Source organism: Paenibacillus sp. JJ1683 (genome assembly GCF_053006485.1).
The window spans coordinates 3,886,668-3,903,302 of the sequence record NZ_CM129820.1 but is presented as its reverse complement, the minus strand read 5'-3'; the positions used below and the strand labels follow the sequence as shown (position 1 = coordinate 3,903,302).

The 16,635-nt window shown below is 46.0% G+C and carries 14 protein-coding genes; 11 read left to right on the top strand and 3 right to left on the bottom strand.

The window, feature by feature from the left end:
• The first annotated feature begins 18 nt into the window (after window positions 1-18).
• Together ACUC6J_RS16665 and ACUC6J_RS16660 are read left to right on the top strand one after the other, a co-directional pair.
• A complete protein-coding gene (locus ACUC6J_RS16665; protein WP_447249122.1) occupies window positions 19-912 on the top strand; it encodes a carbohydrate ABC transporter permease in 894 nt (297 codons plus the stop codon).
• A 109-nt stretch (window positions 913-1,021) separates the two neighbouring features.
• Window positions 1,022-2,563 (top strand): extracellular solute-binding protein, encoded by a 1,542-nt coding sequence (locus ACUC6J_RS16660; protein WP_126665853.1) that lies wholly within the window; start codon window positions 1,022-1,024, stop codon window positions 2,561-2,563.
• Window positions 2,564-2,634: 71 nt separating this feature from the next.
• On the opposite strand, the gene ACUC6J_RS16655 is transcribed toward ACUC6J_RS16660, so the two are convergent.
• Both ACUC6J_RS16655 and ACUC6J_RS16650 read right to left on the bottom strand, forming a co-directional pair.
• Complete coding sequence (locus ACUC6J_RS16655) at window positions 2,635-4,896, bottom strand: AraC family transcriptional regulator (RefSeq protein WP_447249121.1); 2,262 nt, start codon at window positions 4,894-4,896, stop codon at window positions 2,635-2,637.
• A 229-nt stretch (window positions 4,897-5,125) separates the two neighbouring features.
• Window positions 5,126-5,839 (bottom strand): expansin EXLX1 family cellulose-binding protein, encoded by a 714-nt coding sequence (locus tag ACUC6J_RS16650; RefSeq protein WP_447249120.1) that lies wholly within the window; start codon window positions 5,837-5,839, stop codon window positions 5,126-5,128.
• A gap of 350 nt (window positions 5,840-6,189) precedes the next feature.
• On the opposite strand from ACUC6J_RS16650, the gene ACUC6J_RS16645 reads away from it, so the two are divergent.
• Entirely contained in the window at window positions 6,190-6,906 is a 717-nt protein-coding gene (locus ACUC6J_RS16645) for a metal-dependent hydrolase (RefSeq protein WP_016821648.1), read from the top strand.
• Window positions 6,907-7,001: 95 nt separating this feature from the next.
• Here ACUC6J_RS16645 and ACUC6J_RS16640 read toward each other — a convergent pair whose 3' ends face one another.
• The gene (locus ACUC6J_RS16640) at window positions 7,002-8,081 is read right to left on the bottom strand and encodes a M42 family metallopeptidase (RefSeq protein WP_019688087.1); all 1,080 of its coding nucleotides are present in this window, start codon (window positions 8,079-8,081) and stop codon (window positions 7,002-7,004) included.
• A 184-nt stretch (window positions 8,082-8,265) separates the two neighbouring features.
• Between ACUC6J_RS16640 and spoVAC the strand changes: the two genes are divergently transcribed.
• The 8 genes from spoVAC (at window position 8,266) to yqeH (ending at window position 16,605) form a co-directional block, all read left to right on the top strand.
• A complete protein-coding gene (spoVAC, locus tag ACUC6J_RS16635) occupies window positions 8,266-8,772 on the top strand; it encodes a stage V sporulation protein AC (protein ID WP_016821646.1) in 507 nt (168 codons plus the stop codon).
• Window positions 8,769-9,791, top strand: coding sequence for a stage V sporulation protein AD (gene spoVAD / locus ACUC6J_RS16630; RefSeq protein WP_016821645.1), 1,023 nt, complete (start codon window positions 8,769-8,771; stop codon window positions 9,789-9,791). Before spoVAC ends, spoVAD begins: the two co-directional genes overlap by 4 nt.
• The gene (gene spoVAE, locus ACUC6J_RS16625) at window positions 9,788-10,144 is read left to right on the top strand and encodes a stage V sporulation protein AE (protein ID WP_016821644.1); all 357 of its coding nucleotides are present in this window, start codon (window positions 9,788-9,790) and stop codon (window positions 10,142-10,144) included. The genes spoVAD and spoVAE overlap by 4 nt, the downstream gene beginning before the upstream one ends.
• A gap of 215 nt (window positions 10,145-10,359) precedes the next feature.
• A complete protein-coding gene (locus ACUC6J_RS16620) occupies window positions 10,360-11,319 on the top strand; it encodes an AAA family ATPase (protein ID WP_019688086.1) in 960 nt (319 codons plus the stop codon).
• 3 nt (window positions 11,320-11,322) lie between these two features.
• Window positions 11,323-12,570: a DUF58 domain-containing protein gene (locus ACUC6J_RS16615; RefSeq protein ID WP_447249119.1), complete on the top strand. Its 1,248-nt coding sequence runs from the start codon at window positions 11,323-11,325 to the stop codon at window positions 12,568-12,570.
• Complete coding sequence (locus tag ACUC6J_RS16610) at window positions 12,567-14,813, top strand: transglutaminase TgpA family protein (protein ID WP_447249118.1); 2,247 nt, start codon at window positions 12,567-12,569, stop codon at window positions 14,811-14,813. Before ACUC6J_RS16615 ends, ACUC6J_RS16610 begins: the two co-directional genes overlap by 4 nt.
• Before the next feature lie 141 nt (window positions 14,814-14,954).
• Window positions 14,955-15,485: a YqeG family HAD IIIA-type phosphatase gene (locus ACUC6J_RS16605; RefSeq protein WP_013372205.1), complete on the top strand. Its 531-nt coding sequence runs from the start codon at window positions 14,955-14,957 to the stop codon at window positions 15,483-15,485.
• Window positions 15,478-16,605, top strand: a complete 1,128-nt coding sequence (yqeH, locus tag ACUC6J_RS16600) for a ribosome biogenesis GTPase YqeH (protein WP_019688083.1) — start codon at window positions 15,478-15,480, stop codon at window positions 16,603-16,605. Before ACUC6J_RS16605 ends, yqeH begins: the two co-directional genes overlap by 8 nt.
• The last annotated feature ends 30 nt before the right edge of the window (window positions 16,606-16,635 follow it).

Below are 16,635 nucleotides of genomic sequence, written 5' to 3'. Positions count from 1 at the left end.
AAAGGAGGACCGAAACGGATGGCGATCAAAGAGGATGTATACACTCGACTTTTTAAAATTATCTCTTATGTGATTATCATTGTGGCATCCATTGCTTGTTTACTCCCGTTCCTACTTATTATTTCGGCTTCACTAACCAGTAATGAATCGATTATCAGGGATGGCTATCACTTCATTCCACAGCAATTCTCGCTGGAAGGATACCGGACGGTGTTCACCTTTCCTGAAGAGGTGTTGCGGGCATATGGGGTGACGATTTTTACCACGGTTGTAGGTACGACGCTGGGCCTGTTCCTGATGACGATGGCCGGATATGTGCTGGCACGCAAAGATTTTAAATACCGCAACGCGTTTTCATTCTATATTTACTTTACGACGTTGTTTGGAGGCGGATTAGTACCTTGGTACATTATGCTCACGAGGTATTTGGGGCTGCTAGATACGTATACAGTGCTTATTTTCCCGGGATTAATGACTCCATTTCTGATCATTTTGATGAAAAACTTCATTCGTTCCTCCATGCCGGAAGAACTGTTCGAGTCCGCTAAAATAGACGGTGCGGGTGATTTTAAAATTTACTATCGAATTGTACTGCCTTTATCTACACCGGGTATTGCCACTGTGGGGCTGTTTCTGGCTTTGGCTTACTGGAATGACTGGTTTTCATCCTCACTCTTTATTAATGACCCGCATAAATACCAGTTGCAATACTATCTGTATAATGTCATTAACTCCATGCAATTTATTGCTCAAATGGGTGCAGGCACCGGCGTGTCTCTTTCCAACGATATGCCGACAGAGTCGACCAAAATGGCAATGGCGATCGTGGTTACGGGTCCCATTTTACTACTGTACCCGTTCATTCAGCGTTACTTTGTCAAGGGGCTGACGATTGGTGCGGTAAAAGGATAAGCGGCACTAAAGGTTGAGATGGCATAATGTGCTGACATTGTGCCATCCAAACAGCACTTTTTGTAAGCGTTCTATTTAAACGGACTACCATTTCAAAGGGAGGATTCACATGACATTCACAAAGAAAAGAAAACAACGCATGTCCATCCTGATTGCAGTAATGGTTATCATGGCGCTCTTAGCCGGATGTGGGGGCGGTAGCGGAAACAGCGCACAAAAAGCAAATGGAGAGGATGATAAAGCCCAGAAAGTACAGCTGCAATTTTATATGCTGGGTGATGCTCCTAAGGATCTGTCTACCATTGAGGCAGAGATTAATAAGTTGGCAGAAAAAGATCTGAATGCCACCGTCAAATTTAACTATACGACGTGGACAGACTGGGATCAAAAATATAAGCTGTTATTGTCTTCGGGTCAGCCTATCGACCTGATCTTCACTGCAGATTGGACGCAGTATCAGGCCTATGCCAAGAAGGGGGCATTCCTGCCGCTAGACGATCTGCTGCCTAAGGCCGCACCTGCCTTGCAAAAATTCGTGCCTCAGGACATGTGGGATGGGGTTAAAATCGGAGGAAAAATTTATACCGTGCCTGGCACGTATAAAGAATATGTCACAAACGGTTTTGTATGGCGTGAGGATTTACGCGAAAAGTACAATTTGCCTAAACCGACAGACATCAAAAGTTACGAGGCTTACATGGACGGGATACGTCAGCATGAGCCTAGTATGAAAACGGTATCTTTGAACAGTGATATCAAGGGAAATCTGCATGATCGTTATACCGAATTAGTCACGAAGAGTGTAGGTGCTTTGCCTTATGGCATTGGCATCAAATATGAAAAACCAACAGAGGTGTATAAATATTGGGGCTCAGATGAACAAAAAGAAGAGCTGAATACTTATAAACGCTGGGCTGATAAAGGATTCATTCCTAAAAACGTATTAAACGTAAAAGATACACTTCAGGATCAGGTCACTTCTGGTAAAGCTGCGAGTATTTTTGGCGACAACCCAACCCGGTTTAATGATATGGTCATTAAGCTCAAAGCATCTCATCCCGACTGGAAGCTTGAGTACTATCCATTCCCGCTGACAACAGGCTATGCAACTCCGGTGCATCCGATCCATAATGGCTTTGCAATTCCAAAAAGCAGCCCGAACCCAGCCCGTGCATTGGCCTTTTATGAAAAGCTGGTAACAGACAAACGTTATAATTTGCTTACGCAATATGGTGTTGAAGGCAAAAACTACGAAGTCAAAGATGGTTACTATCATATGATAGGTAGCGGTAGTACGAATGGATTTTCACGGGAAGGTATGAACAGCTGGGCTTGGCGTAACCCGGAATACATGCTGTTTGATTCAGGTTTTGACCGTGTGAAGAAGATTTTTGCCGAGCTGGATAAAATCCAGAAGCCTGACCTGTTTACCGGTTTTGCAGAGGACTATACGACCTACCAAGCAGAAAAGGCGGCATTAGAACAGGTCGAGAAGCAGTATCTGTACCCGCTTCAAGCTGGGCTGATCGACAACGTTGATCAAGGTCTTGAGACTTTCATGCAAAAGGCGAACCAAGCTGGTTTGGAGAAGATTCAAACCGAATATACAAAACAATGGGAAGCCTATGTGAAGGAGAAGGGGATCAAGTAAAACGTTAAGAGCTGTGATCTAAAGTAAAAGCAAGTCTCCAGAAAGTTGGAGGCTTGCTTTTTTGATATCGCCTATTGCGCATTCGCTTTAGAACGGCGAAAATCTGTGGGTGTCACGCCCAAACTGCGTTTAAACATACGGTGGAAATAAGAGCTACTCGCAAACCCGGTTTGTTCTGCCACGTCAGCCACCGACCAGTCGGTCTGTTCCAGCAGCTCACAGGCCTTGCGAATACGGAGCTGCTGGATGACGTCTACGATGGTGGACATGGTTTGTTGCTTATAAAGCCTACTTACATAGATTGGAGACATATCCAGCTCTTCCGCAATCTGATTGAGACAGAAATTAGGGTCCGTATAAGCTTGCTCCATTCGTTCGTTGATTTGTTGTACCAATCGTTCTTGCTTTGTATTTCGTTTTTCCGCCAGATTGGAGCGAACCTGTTCAAAGACCAATTGGTAATGAGCAATAAGATCCTCGGCGGTCTCTAATCGATCTGCGGATGGTAATTCAGGTTTAGATTCGATAGCAAATCCATTGAGCTCACTTATATGCCGAACGGCATTATTCACACTCATGATAAGCCGAGATATTGCCACCCGTACAGAGGAAAACGGATATTGCTCCATATGCATCAACAGATCTTGGAACATCCGGTGTGCATCCTCCGTATGACCAGATAGCAGCGTATCCAGCAATTTTTTTTCTTTATCCGATGGAAATACATAAGTATTTTGGACATCTTCATCTGTAGTGTTTCGCGCATTAATAATACAGCCATGACCCTGAAAAAAACGGTGCATAGATGCGTTCTCTACCTGGCGGTACAGCAAATGCAGCCGTTCTGGTTGACTTGTAATTACGCTGTAGGTTAGTGATACACTTAGCTTTAAATATTCAAAACAGGCTTCGCGTATTTGGCGTAATAGGGTTTCCAGTAGTACCGTGTCTGTATGTTCTGCAGGGTCTAAAATGTTGAGCATCAACAGGACGCTATCCTCATCCATATCAACGGTCTCCACCCGATACGTTTGCCCGCATATTTCGGAAGCGATATTCATGATGGCAAACTTGTAGGGTAGCAGATCAGGTCCGCGCTCGCTTTGCCAGCGGGCATATTCATCTATGCGCAGGAGTACAAGCCGATAATCTTTATCGAACTGGAATGTAATCCCAAGCTCACGCAGTCTTTCCGGTTCTTCACCGGCAGGAAGATTTCGGATGCCGCGAATCACATTCCGTAAAATGTTTTGCCGGATTGTGTACATACTGTTGCGTTTCTCCGATTCCAGTGAATTCATATGCACAACAATTTGACCAATAGGCGTATACAGCATTTTGGACAGCAGCCAGGAAGCTACAAATCCTGCCATTCCGATGATGGCCGCGATCAGTACCATGGCATTACGAATAACACTCGCCATTTTGATAACGCTTTCATAAGGTGTGACACTAATATACTGCCAACCTAGTCCATCCGGGGAAGTATAGGAAATCAGTGATCTTTTACCATGAAAGTCTTCTACAAAATAGCCTGTTTCCTGTTTTTTGACTCTAGTGTGCAGCCATAGCTGTTCTTTTTCGTTCAAAGCTTCGTCTGTCAACGTTGTACCAGATAACAATCTGCCTTGATCGTCTAAAATATAAGCAGTCCCACCTGAGATGGGGGTCGACGCCATTTCCTTGTTCATCCAGGCCGCTGACACGTTCACAATCACAGCCGAATTTATCGCTTCGTTCGAGTTGATTGCGTCATAACATAAATACGTATAGGCTGCGATGTCTGGGCTTGCTTGCTCTACGCCAGCTTCGGGGTCTGAGGCAGACAGCAACGGATACGTGCGTGGAATAGGCGTAAAGGGTTTGTAGTCCTGATAATGATCCAGCACGCGAATGATGTCTGTATCAGCCAGTTCATGCTTGCTGAATAACCCGTTTTGGCCTTGTGAGGACGCAATGTAGAAGGTGTCACTTTTAGGGTTATACACGTAGATGGATTCAATATAAGGCATGGAGTTAAGATAATTATTTAATTCGGTCATGGCAGCGGTTACATCATATACATTGGGCTTGGGATAATACAACAGCTTGGATAGGGTACTGCTGCGATACATTTGAAATGCCAACGATTGAGCAATAGATGTCATGTTGATGACCTCTTTGCTTCTCAACGTTAAGCTATTGTGATTGGCTTCGAACGCCTGCTCCTTTTCCACGCGAATATAGTAGAAATAATATACAGTGGTGGATACCAGCAACGTTAGTGTTATACATAACGTAATGCTGACCAGCAATTTGCTGTGTAGCTTGTGATGCTTTTTGAAATTGCTCATATGAACAGGCCTCCTGTCTGTGTGAACGTAGCTGTAAAGTACACCCTATTTATGTATTCATTATACGTATGATTTTATGAACAGGACAGTGAACAAACCGATTCTTTGTGAAAAATAATGATTTTTTCGTAAAAAGACCGGGAACACGGATACGCAAACTAGATTGCGTCGGTTCCCGGCCTGTTTTATTGGTTCAAATGAAAGAAGCAAAGATGAGGCGGCATTTCAATTAGTCAGGAAATTGAACATTACCTTTAACAATATAGGCTTGGCCTGTGCCATTTTCCGCTAGAGCTGGGATGGTATCATTCAGTACGACACCGCGAATGTCCGTAATCCGTATTTTCAGAGGCTGTTTTCCTAAGTTAGTACCCAGAAAGTGGTTGTAATCCTGTTTTTCGAGATTGAGCCATTGCCCGTTTTGTTGGACCTCCATTTTTAAGATTGGATATTTATGATTGCGTACTTGAATGGCTGCCCACCATTGGCTGCTGCCTTCTTTAATGCGGTAGGAGACATTACCACTAACCGGAGCTTTGACAACTTTCCATGAAATATTGATTTTTCCATCCTTTTGATTGCCAATCAGGTTGAAGGCATTCGGAGACAGATCAAGTGCGCCACTCGGACCCTCAGGGTATAAATCTGTTACATAGACGGTTGTTTTTCCTTTGGGGCCTTGAACTTCTAAATAGGCTCCAGCTAATGCGGCTTTAATTCCGTTATAATTCAATTGTGTGGGGTTAAGCGCTGTAATTTTGGCATCAGAAGGGATAGGATCAAGCAGTAATGCTCCTCCAGAGTAACCTGATCCTGTATATGTGGCGTACCCCGTGTATGTATCATTCCAAGCAGCTGAAGCGGGAAGTGCGAACAATACGACACTTAGCAACGACGTCAGACCAATCGTTTTGAACTTTCGGAACAGAGATTTTTCTTGCATAATCATTTCCTCCTTGTTCATTTAATAGATTTATATAGTAAATATAAACACTATATTACCTAATATTCCAAATTGTACAATAGGACTTTTAGTCAAAAAGAAAATGTTGAAGATATTTGTCAACATACCCATAGGTCATATGGCGTGTTTTTTGAGAAATGGCTGTACAGATAAAGAATAAGGGGAGGGTCAAGTAATGGAGGGCGAAACTAGGACTTTTGGATGAAGTCTTTTAAATAGAATAAGCGAACTATTGTTCTCGTTTTGATTGTCGTATACAATCGAATAATGCTGATTCAAATAGAGTAATGTCGACTCTGTGTATACTGCAAGAAAGGATGTTATGCATCATGATGGGAAGAGCCCATTTAATTATTGGAACCGGGGTCTCCCTATCGGTATTAGCCTTAAGTGGATTCGAAGTGACTCCGGCTGCCGTGGCAGCCGCTGTGGTTGGTTCATTGCTGCCGGATATTGACGAGCCTAACTCCATGCTTGTGAGCCGTGCGTTACCGAACAAAATGCTTAGGCTCATACAGCTTCTAATGATTGGGGCTGCGGGTTGGGTGTTTTTCACCCGTTTGGCTCCGCCACCCTGGAATCTTGTTTTGGCTTTGCTGATGATCAGCGCTTCTTTTATGCCGTCACGGTCTATGCGTAAAGTTATCATTTTTCTAATTGGTATCGGCCTTGCCTGGTATGGGGAATCATATGCACCGTGGAATTATATCGCCGGGTGTCTGCTGATCATATGTACGCTTGTTCCGCACCGAGGATTGACGCATACGGTATATGGGACAGTAGCATGGACCGCGCTGCTTTACGGCACGACACGTTTGCATGGCGACAGTATATGGCTGGCTGGAGGTATAGCGTACTTGCTACATTTATTGGCAGATTCCTTGACGAATAACGGAATTAAGCCTTTGCCGCCATTCAAATGGAAGCTAAGATTTAGATTAATGAGCACCGGAACCCGGAAGGGAGCAAAGGTAGAAAATATCTGTATCACCTTAACAGCTGTACTTGTAGTGATTGCTTTGCTTCGGTACAAGCATTTAATTTGAGAACTTCTATTTTTTCTTCTATTAAATTAAAAAACAGTCAAGCACACGTATGTGTCTTGACTGTTTTTTTATAGATTCTTATTCTCTGTTACTTCTTAAGCTCGTTCAATAATGGTATTCAGTGTTGTGCGATCCAGATTTTGAACCAACTTAATGATCAGTTCCTTGGCCGCATCATAATCATCGGTGTGAATAATGGACGAGGAAGTGTGGATGTATCGTCCACATATGCCGATGACGGTAGATGGCACACCAATTCCGCTCAAGTGCACTTGACCAGCATCCGTTCCCCCAGTGGAGATAAAATATTGGTACTTAATTTTGTGAGTTTCCGCCATGTCCTGCACATACTCCACAATTCCGCGGTGTGTAATCATACCTGGATCAAAAACCCGCAACAGTGCGCCTTTACCAAGCTGTCCGTATGCGTTCGGATCCCCACCCATATCGTTGGCAGCACTGCAATCCAGTGCAAAGAAAATATCCGGCTGAATCAGATTGGCAGCTGTGCGTGCACCGCGCAGTCCCACTTCCTCCTGAACCGTAGCTCCTGCATACAATGTATTTGGAAGCTGGTCCTTTTCCTTATGTAATGCCTCCAACAGCTCAATGGCCAGGCCAACACCATATCGATTGTCCCATGCTTTAGCCATGATTTTTTTGGGATTCGCAAGTGGAGTGAAATCACAGATCGGAGCGATCGCCGTTCCGGGTACAATCCCCAGATTTTGCGCCTCCTGTTTGCTGTCTACGCCGATATCCAGGTACATATGCTTGATGTCCATCGGTTTGCTGCGTTGCGCTTCATCAAGCAAATGTGGTGAGACAGATCCAACTACACCAATGATTGGGCCATTTGGGGTCAATACTTGAAGACGTTGTGACATGATGGCTTGGCTCCACCAGCCTCCAACCGGCTGAAAACGAATCATTCCATTTTCCGTAATGCCATTCACAATAAAACCAACTTCATCCAGATGTCCTGCCACCATTACACGTGGGCCACTTTCTTGCCCGCGCAGTACACCAAAAAGACTGCCCAAACGGTCCTGAACGATTTCATCCGTATAACCGGATATTCGTTCTTTAACCCATGCCCGCAGATCTCGCTCATGTCCAGAAATGGAAGGGAACTCTGTTAAGGTTTTAAACAATTCCAATGTTTTTGCTTCCATGATGTATACCTCACTCCTTATTAATTAACCAGTGGTCGTCATGTATTCAGTATGAATGGATTTGTACGGAATGTCCACGATATCATTTTCCTGACATAACATTTCCCCAAAAAGCTCATAATGTTAAGGAGCCAAGCAATCTGAACCGCCAAGCGCGGAACTTTTGAATAAGGGGTGGTGAATGATGCCAGCTAAGTCAGGACAGCGCGGTTTTCGTACCAATTCGTCGCCGTTGTCCATAAATGAGAAAGACTATCAAAGTGTTTCCCAAAAGCATGAACCTTCCAGAAAAGTATTTGCCAATTGTGTGCGTGCTTTTCTGGTTGGTGGCGTCATCTGTGTGATTGGGCAGGCGATTCAGGAAGCCTTTATGGCAGGGATGCATATTCCAGCCAAAGAAGCTGCGGCACCAACTGCATCCATGATGATCCTCTTGTCTGTTATATTAACCTGCATCGGGGTCTACGATAAGATTGCCCAATGGGCAGGAGCGGGAACCGCTGTACCCATCACAGGTTTTGCGAACTCAATGTGTTCAGCTGCATTGGAGTATCGTTCCGAGGGATTGGTACTTGGAGTTGGTGCAAATATGTTCAAGCTGGCAGGCTCCGTTGTTGTATTTGGTGTTGTGGCCGCATTTATCGTGGGCGTTATATACGCAATCCTCGGTGTGGGGGGCAATCACTTATGAGAAGACAGGGAGGACAAACCTGGAAGTTCGAGTCGAGACCGCGCATCATTGGGAGTGCAACTGTTGTAGGCCCGGATGAAGGAGAGGGACCGTTGTCCACAGATTTCGATTATATTTATGACAATATCGAAATAAACGAGAAAACATGGGAAAAAGCGGAACGAAGATTAATTGAGCATTCTACAGAGCTTGCGTTAATTAATTCAAATTTAAACAAAGAGGAAGTGCAATTTTTCATAAGTGGTGATCTGATGAATCAGATTATCAGCAGCTCATTTTCGGCTAGCAAGCTTGCTATTCCTTATTTAGGTGTTTTCGGAGCCTGCTCAACGTCGATGGAAAGCTTGGCTTTAGCAGCACTTATTGTGGATTCAGAGGCGGGCGACTACGTGATGGCGGGTACAACCAGCCATAACTGTACTGTGGAAAAACAATTCCGCTATCCTAATGAATACGGAGCACAGAAGCCCCCCACAGCTCAGTATACTGTTACCGGTTCCGGTGCGGCCATTGTGGGACATGCGAAGTCAGGTACGGTGGTAGATTGTGCCACTATTGGGCGTGTAATGGATATGGGCATTAAAGATCCCTTTAATATGGGCGGGGCCATGGCTCCAGCGGCGGCGGACACGCTTTTGTCTCATTTTCGAGATACAGGCAGGGACCCAGGCTACTATGATCTTATTGTAACCGGGGATTTAGCCTCCGTAGGGCTGCCGATTGCCAAGGAGCTGCTTAAAAAAGATGGATTCGATATGAATCAAACGGAATTTAATGATTGCGGTTTACTGATTTACGACATCAATAAGCAAAAGAAGGTCATTGCGGGTGGAAGTGGTTGCGGATGCTCAGCTGTTGTAACCTATGGACATCTGTTAAAGCGGATCGAAAAGGGAGAACTACAAAAGGTGCTGGTCGTGGCGACCGGAGCGTTATTGTCTCCTTTGACTACACAGCAGGGTGAAAGCATTCCATGTGTTGCACATGCTGTAGCTTTTGAAGCGGGAGGAAAAGTATGATATTTCTATGGGCTTTTTTAGTGGGCGGTGCCATTTGTGTCGTGGGTCAGTTGATGATGGATGTAATCAAATTGACCCCGGCACACACAATGAGTACGTTGGTGGTAGCAGGTGCAATTGCCGACGCTGTCGGAATATATGATCCCCTTATCAAATTTGCTGGAGCGGGTGCGACGATTCCAATTACCAGCTTTGGTAACTCACTCGTACATGGTGCACTAACCGAATTGGAAAAGGACGGATGGCTTGGTGTTATTACAGGGATCTTTAGTCTGACAAGCGCAGGGATTTCCTCGGCGATTATTTTCTCTTTTCTGGCATGCTTGTTTGTTCGTCCAAAAGGAAGCATATAAAGCAGGGTGCTTTAAATAGGATAAAAAGTAAAATAAATTGTATACGTGAACCCTTCGGATTTGATAACCGAAGGGTTTTTGACTGTTCCAAAAAATATGTACCTATAAGAGAAGATGGAGCTTGAATAATATGGGCAAGGAGTTAAGTGTACTCTATGTCCACCTTCATGTACAATAATAGGAAACATGTTGCTATCTAGGAGGTTTACAGAGTTATGCCCGTGCGTCAAGAATCTGTGCAGATTGTATCTGCAATCCGTTCTAATCTGGAATCATGTATATTAGGGAAATCCTTTGAAATAAAATTATTGCTTACGGCTATGCTGGCGGGTGGACACATTCTGATCGAAGACGTTCCGGGTACGGGGAAAACGCAAATGATCAAGGCTCTTGCAAAATCCATGCGTGGTGATTATCGCCGTGTTCAATGTAATCCTGATATTCTACCGAGTGATATTACAGGGGTATCTATATTTCATCCACGGGATGAGCGTTTTTATTTCCGTCCGGGTCCGGTTATGACTAACATTTTACTGGCAGACGAAATTAACCGAGCGACGACGAAAACCCAGTCAGCTCTGCTGGAGGTTATGGAGGAACGAAGTGTGACGGTGGATGGGGACACTCATATGTTGCCTCATCCTTTTATGTTGTGTGCCACTCAAAACCCGATTGATTTTGAAGGTACTTATATGCTGCCGGAAGCACAATTAGATCGTTTTATGCTCAAAATCAGCCTGGGCTATCCTGATTTGGAGACAGAGCGTAACATGCTGCTTCATCATCAGACGGGCCAGCCAGCAGATCGTCTGGAGGCTGTAGCGCATATGGAACAGATTGCTGACATCCAGCAGGAAATCAGAGATATCTATATGGACGAAGCGGTGACGTCCTATTTACTCGATATCGTGCGTGCGACAAGAGAACATCCATCTGTGCTACTGGGAGCTAGTCCACGGGCCGCACTTGCTTTTGTCATGGCTGCCAAGGCATTCGCTTTTCAGGATAACCGTGACTATGTGTTGCCTGATGATGTGAAGGCGCTGGCACCTTATGTACTGACGCACCGTTTGCTGCTGCGTCCCGAAGCACGCCTCGATAGCTCCAACGCCCAGTCCGTGCTGCAGTCCGTGCTCCGACAGGTTCATGTACCCGTACGAATGGAGCGTTCTTAAGGAATGAACATGGTCAAAAGGAAGCGCAGGCTTCCCCGGCTATCAAGTCGCATCTGGCTTATGCTATGTATATGGGTAGTGTGCCTGCTTTATTTGTTGTTTCAGGGTGGAAAGACATCGGTCATGCTGTTTTCTATGGTTACGTTGTTAATCGTTTATTTATGGATGGTTGGTCTGAGTGGAGTTCGTCGCGTCCAGGGCCATCGTCAGCTTTCGCAAGGCTCGGAGTTTGGCGAGCTGCTGCATGCGGGAGATCAGGTACAAGTAAAGCTCAGTCTGAGCATTCCTGGCTTTCTTCCGTTACCCTATGTCATTGTTCGCGAGGTGCTCAAGCGACATACGGGGGAATCCTGGTCGTTTGAAGACAGTGTTATCCCTAGTATGAAAGGTGGCGGCCAGCTTACATTTCAAACCCCTGCTTTAGAACGAGGAAGCTACTATTTTGAGGAAACCGAATGTGTGAGTGAGGACATCTTTGGCCTGTTGGAGCACAAGGGCAGGTTGAATGCACGCGGTGAATTTCGGGTGCTTCCTCGCACGGCATTCATTCCATATTGGCAGATCAATGATCGCCGCTCAAGGATGTCTGGACCGCAGACCGTTCAAACTCGAACGCGCCGTGAAACGACACAAATCAACGGTGTACGAGATTATGTATATGGAGATCGGTTTTCACGTATCCACTGGAATGCGACGGCTCGCACAGGTAGTTGGAAATCGAAGGAATTTGAGCATGAGACGGTTCCCAAAACGATGCTTGTGCTCGACGTACAAACAAAGCATTATGTAAACGCCGACCAGTTTGAGCTAGCTGTATCTTCTACCGCTTCATTGCTGGAATATGGTGGACGGGAGCGGATGGGAGTCGGACTGTGTACAGCTGGAGAGAAGGGGACTGTTTTTCAGCCAAGTGAGCAGATGATGGAACGACAACGAATGATGCATCACTTGGTAGACATCCACACCACTTCGCAAGGCAGCTTGATGACTGCTGTAGAAAGCTGTGTGCGCCAGTTTCCGCAAGGCTGTTATTTTATACTGATTAGTCCGCTGAAGGATCATCAGGCGCTGGAACTTCTTCGCTGGGCCGATACCCGGGGGATGACTCCGTGCCATGTCTATATCGGCGAAGGCTCTGCCGAGGGAGAAGCTGAAAAGTGGATGAGTATGCTTCGTGCAAGGGGAATTAAGGGCTACGATGTTGAGAGCCTCGAAGAGCTCCCGGCTGTAATGGGGGGAGGGACACAATGAAAAGCTGGTTACAATCGTTAAAGAGCTCCTGGGCTCCCGCCTTTACGTTCTTGTGGATTATTATTATTGCTATGCAATGGGTGTCTTTTGCTTCTGAATTATGGCTGGAAGAGACGAGGGCACTTGTACTGATGACCATTACAATGCTGGCGCTGGTGAAGATTTTACTACCATTCCGTCCATGGATTGAATTTGTCGTTAAGGCGGTAACGCTGTTCTTTATTTTGTATCGGACATTAGTGTCTTACTCCATCATTATCCCCTTTGGCGGAGCAGCCAATCGTCTGGATCAGTTTATATCTAATATGTCTCCTTATGTTTGGTTTTCCCTCATTGCTTGGCTAGTCATTGAAATGGTGCCGCTCATCGTTACCACGAAGCAGCGGATTCTAGTTTTTGTGGGCATCAACGTTGCAGCTCTGGCGGTGCTTGATTCCTTCACACCAACTGTGCTGTGGGAGGAGGTTGCCTGGATCGTCTTTGCTGGTATGGGATGGCTAGTGACACAGCATCTGCAGTATTTTCGTAAGCATTATCCTCAAGGATGGAAGCATATTCGGCGTTATCCGTATAAAATTGCGGCCAATATTGCTGTCATTTTTGCGCTTATAATTATGGCGGGTGTGAATATGCCCGAGGTACAGCCAGCTTTGACGGACCCCTATACAGCGTGGACCCAGCGCATTAGCTCAACCACCGCAGGAACCACCAATGGATCTGGGGCACTGAATCAGCGCATGAACACCGCATCTGGTTATAGTCGCCAGGATAATCGATTGGGTGGAGGTTTTAATTTTGATTATTCGCCTGTCATGACTATCACAACTAATCAGCGAAGCTATTGGCGAGGAGAAACGAAACGAACCTATTCCGGTACAGGTTGGGTCGACGTGGGCAACGATGATCCAGCACCAAATGAGGTGTCGATGACCGCAGAGCTTGAAAACGCACAAGAAACGAGACACTCTACTGAGCAGGTCGTGCAGACCGTTACCATGCAAAATGATCAGAGCTATCCCGTTCTGTTTGGCGCCTATTCGGTGCATCGTGTTCAATCGGTGGACAGAGATTCACGGGCAAACGGGTTGCGTTGGAATCCGGAACAGGCAGAACTGCTTTGGAATCCAGCATCTCGAAGAACTGCTTATCCTAAAACGTATACTTTGGTATCGCATGTTCCAGTGATCCCTGAGAAAGAGCTGCGTAGAAAAAGTTTTAATGAGTTGTATGGAAAAAATAAACAGGAAGCCTACTTACAAATTCCAGAGGAATTGCCGCAGCGGGTTCGTGATTTGGCTCGCAATGTAACGGCGACGGCCAAAACGCCGTATGAAAAAGTCGGATTGCTACAGCAGTATCTACAGCAAAATTATGCATATACGAACAATCCGGATCTCTCACGGAAAAGAAGCAGGGATTTCGTGGATGCCTTTCTGTTTGAGATTCGGGAGGGCTATTGCGATTATTATTCCACTTCATTAGTCATGATGGCTCGCTCCGTTGGGGTTCCAGCCCGTTGGGTCAAAGGGTATGCTCCTGGCCAGCAGACGTTTTCAGATGATGCAACCACGGGCGATGGTGACGAAAACATGTCCTCTTATTCCGTGACAAACGCGGACGCTCATTCCTGGGCAGAGGTATATTTAGGCGAATATGGCTGGGTTCCGGTAGAAGCTACGCCTGGCTTTGATATGCCGTTACTTACAGAGCAGGAGGATTCAAAGACTCCAGACGCCCCAGAGGTCAAGGATCAGCCAGAATCAGAGCAGCCTGAGCAGACTCCGCAGACGGATCCAGGGGAAGGCTTAGAGGTTCATCCTGTAATCATAGGCCCTGCTGTTGCCATTCTTCTGCTGTGGGCTGCTTATATCATTTGGCGTAATCGGGCAGACATTCACTTTTACCTGCTGCGTTTACGCACAGGTAAACCGCTGACCCCAGATGAAAAAGTGGTCGTCGAAACGGAACACTGGTTACGGTACATGCGAAGGAAAGGCTATGTCCGCGCAAGCCATGAGACACTGAGGGAATCAGTCGACAGATGGTCACAAGAAGCACCGGAACGCGCTGTGATTTTACATCAGTTACTAGGACGCTTTGAACAAGCGCGTTATAGTCCTTCGTCGGTAACCGCCGAGGATTGGCGCAGTGTTCGCCAGCAAGCTTCCCTGTTGCAAAAGGAACCATGGATAAAACGATGGGCTGGGCGAAGAGCCAAGTCTGACCAGAAGGATGAAGGCTAGTCATTTTTACTAGGTTTGGTGTCGCAATTTTTAATCTTAATCTATATGTTTAGTAAAAAGCTGTCCGTTTGTTGCGGATAGCTTTTTACTAAGCCATAGTAATATGGTATAGTTTGTCGTATGAAACTGAGGTGACCGACGTTGTTTGAAATGCTGATGCCCAAATTACGGGTGAATACCGTCTTTGATATTGATCTTGAAGGCTTGTATGCTCAAGGATATCGCGGCATTATTACGGATCTGGATAACACGCTGGTCGGTGCAAAAGCGCCGAACGCAACTCCCGAGCTGGTGGCCTGGTTTGAAAAGGTCAAACAGGCGGGTTTTAAGCTTGTCATCGTGTCTAATAACAATATGGACCGTGTATCCGTGTTTGCTACGCCTTTGGACATTGAATTTATACATGCCGCCCGGAAGCCATCCAACTCGTCCTTTCGTAGAGCCATTCGTATGATGGGGCTTACTCCGGAAGAGACTATTATGGTCGGGGATCAAATGTTGACGGACGTATTGGGAGGCAACCGAATGGGTTTGCATACCGTTTTGGTGCTGCCGATATCCATTCATGATGAAGGAGTCATGACCCGATTTAATCGACGGTTGGAGCGAATCGCGCTCACAAGGTTACGTAAGAAAGGCTTATGGCTTGAGGAGGAAAAGAAGAATGACTGAAAGACCTGACGGTGGAACTGCCGTCAAATGTAGTGGTTGCGGTATCGCCATGCAGACCACTAGCCCGGACCTTCCGGGATATATTCCGGAAAAATTATTAACTCGTGAACCGGTCATCTGTCAGCGTTGCTTCCGGATCAAAAACTATAATGAAACCTCTTCGGTGACGGTAGATCAAGATGAATTCTTGAAGCTGCTTAGTCAGATTGGGGACAAGGATGCGCTCGTCATCCACATTGTAGATATTTTTGATTTTGAAGGTAGCTTGATTTCCGGCCTACAGCGTTTTGTAGGTTCGAATCCGGTTGTACTGGCAGTCAATAAGACTGATTTGTTGCCTAAGGTCACAAACTGGAACAAGGTACGTAACTGGGTACAAAAGCAAGCGAAGGAGCAAGGGCTACGCACGGAAGAAATCGTACTGTGCTCTGCTAAAAAAAATCAGGGCTTTGACCGTCTGCTGGATGTGGTATCTGAACTGCGTGGTAACCGTGATGTATATGTAGTCGGAGCCACAAATGTGGGTAAATCCACGCTCATTAACCGCTTGATTCGTGATTATAGCGATATGGAGCAGGAACTCACAACATCCCGTTACCCAGGAACTACACTCGATATGGTGAATATTCCGCTCGACGACGGCAAGCACATTATTGATACTCCGGGTATTGTGTACCCTTGGCGGTTCAGTGAAATTGTCTCCCGTCAGGACTTGAGTGCTATTATGCCGGACAAGCCGCTGAAGCCTGCTGCATATCAGCTTGATGCCGGACAAACATTGTTTTTCGGCGGTATGGCCCGATTTGATTTTGTAGACGGTCAGCACCAATCTTTTACCTGCTACATTAACGGTGGTCTTAAAATACATCGCACGAAGCTGGAGCGAGCTGATCAGTTGTTCGCTGATCATGCCGGGGAGCTATTGTCTCCACCAACACGCGATCAATTGGCAGAGATGCCAGAATGGACCAGACATGAGTTCCGCGTTCCACGCAAATCTCCATCGGACATCTATATATCCGGTTTGGGATGGATTAGGGTAAATAGTGAGAACGGAGCTCTGGTAGCGGTTCATGCTCCTCGGGGAGTCCGTGTGCTTTTGCGGCCTGCGTTGATTTAACAATGCTGTAACCAAGCTATAGGGCGGCAA

Excerpts from the sequence above, each read along its gene's own strand:
- ACUC6J_RS16665 (WP_447249122.1), top strand. The coding sequence starts at position 19 with ATGGCGATCAAAGAGGATGTATACACTCGACTTTTTAAAATTATCTCT.
- ACUC6J_RS16660 (WP_126665853.1), top strand. The coding sequence starts at position 1,022 with ATGACATTCACAAAGAAAAGAAAACAACGCATGTCCATCCTGATTGCA.
- ACUC6J_RS16655 (WP_447249121.1), bottom strand. The coding sequence starts at position 4,896 with ATGAGCAATTTCAAAAAGCATCACAAGCTACACAGCAAATTGCTGGTC.
- ACUC6J_RS16650 (WP_447249120.1), bottom strand. The coding sequence starts at position 5,839 with ATGCAAGAAAAATCTCTGTTCCGAAAGTTCAAAACGATTGGTCTGACG.
- ACUC6J_RS16645 (WP_016821648.1), top strand. The coding sequence starts at position 6,190 with ATGATGGGAAGAGCCCATTTAATTATTGGAACCGGGGTCTCCCTATCG.
- ACUC6J_RS16640 (WP_019688087.1), bottom strand. The coding sequence starts at position 8,081 with ATGGAAGCAAAAACATTGGAATTGTTTAAAACCTTAACAGAGTTCCCT.
- spoVAC (WP_016821646.1), top strand. The coding sequence starts at position 8,266 with ATGCCAGCTAAGTCAGGACAGCGCGGTTTTCGTACCAATTCGTCGCCG.
- spoVAD (WP_016821645.1), top strand. The coding sequence starts at position 8,769 with ATGAGAAGACAGGGAGGACAAACCTGGAAGTTCGAGTCGAGACCGCGC.
- spoVAE (WP_016821644.1), top strand. The coding sequence starts at position 9,788 with ATGATATTTCTATGGGCTTTTTTAGTGGGCGGTGCCATTTGTGTCGTG.
- ACUC6J_RS16620 (WP_019688086.1), top strand. The coding sequence starts at position 10,360 with ATGCCCGTGCGTCAAGAATCTGTGCAGATTGTATCTGCAATCCGTTCT.
- ACUC6J_RS16615 (WP_447249119.1), top strand. The coding sequence starts at position 11,323 with ATGAACATGGTCAAAAGGAAGCGCAGGCTTCCCCGGCTATCAAGTCGC.
- ACUC6J_RS16610 (WP_447249118.1), top strand. The coding sequence starts at position 12,567 with ATGAAAAGCTGGTTACAATCGTTAAAGAGCTCCTGGGCTCCCGCCTTT.
- yqeH (WP_019688083.1), top strand. The coding sequence starts at position 15,478 with ATGACTGAAAGACCTGACGGTGGAACTGCCGTCAAATGTAGTGGTTGC.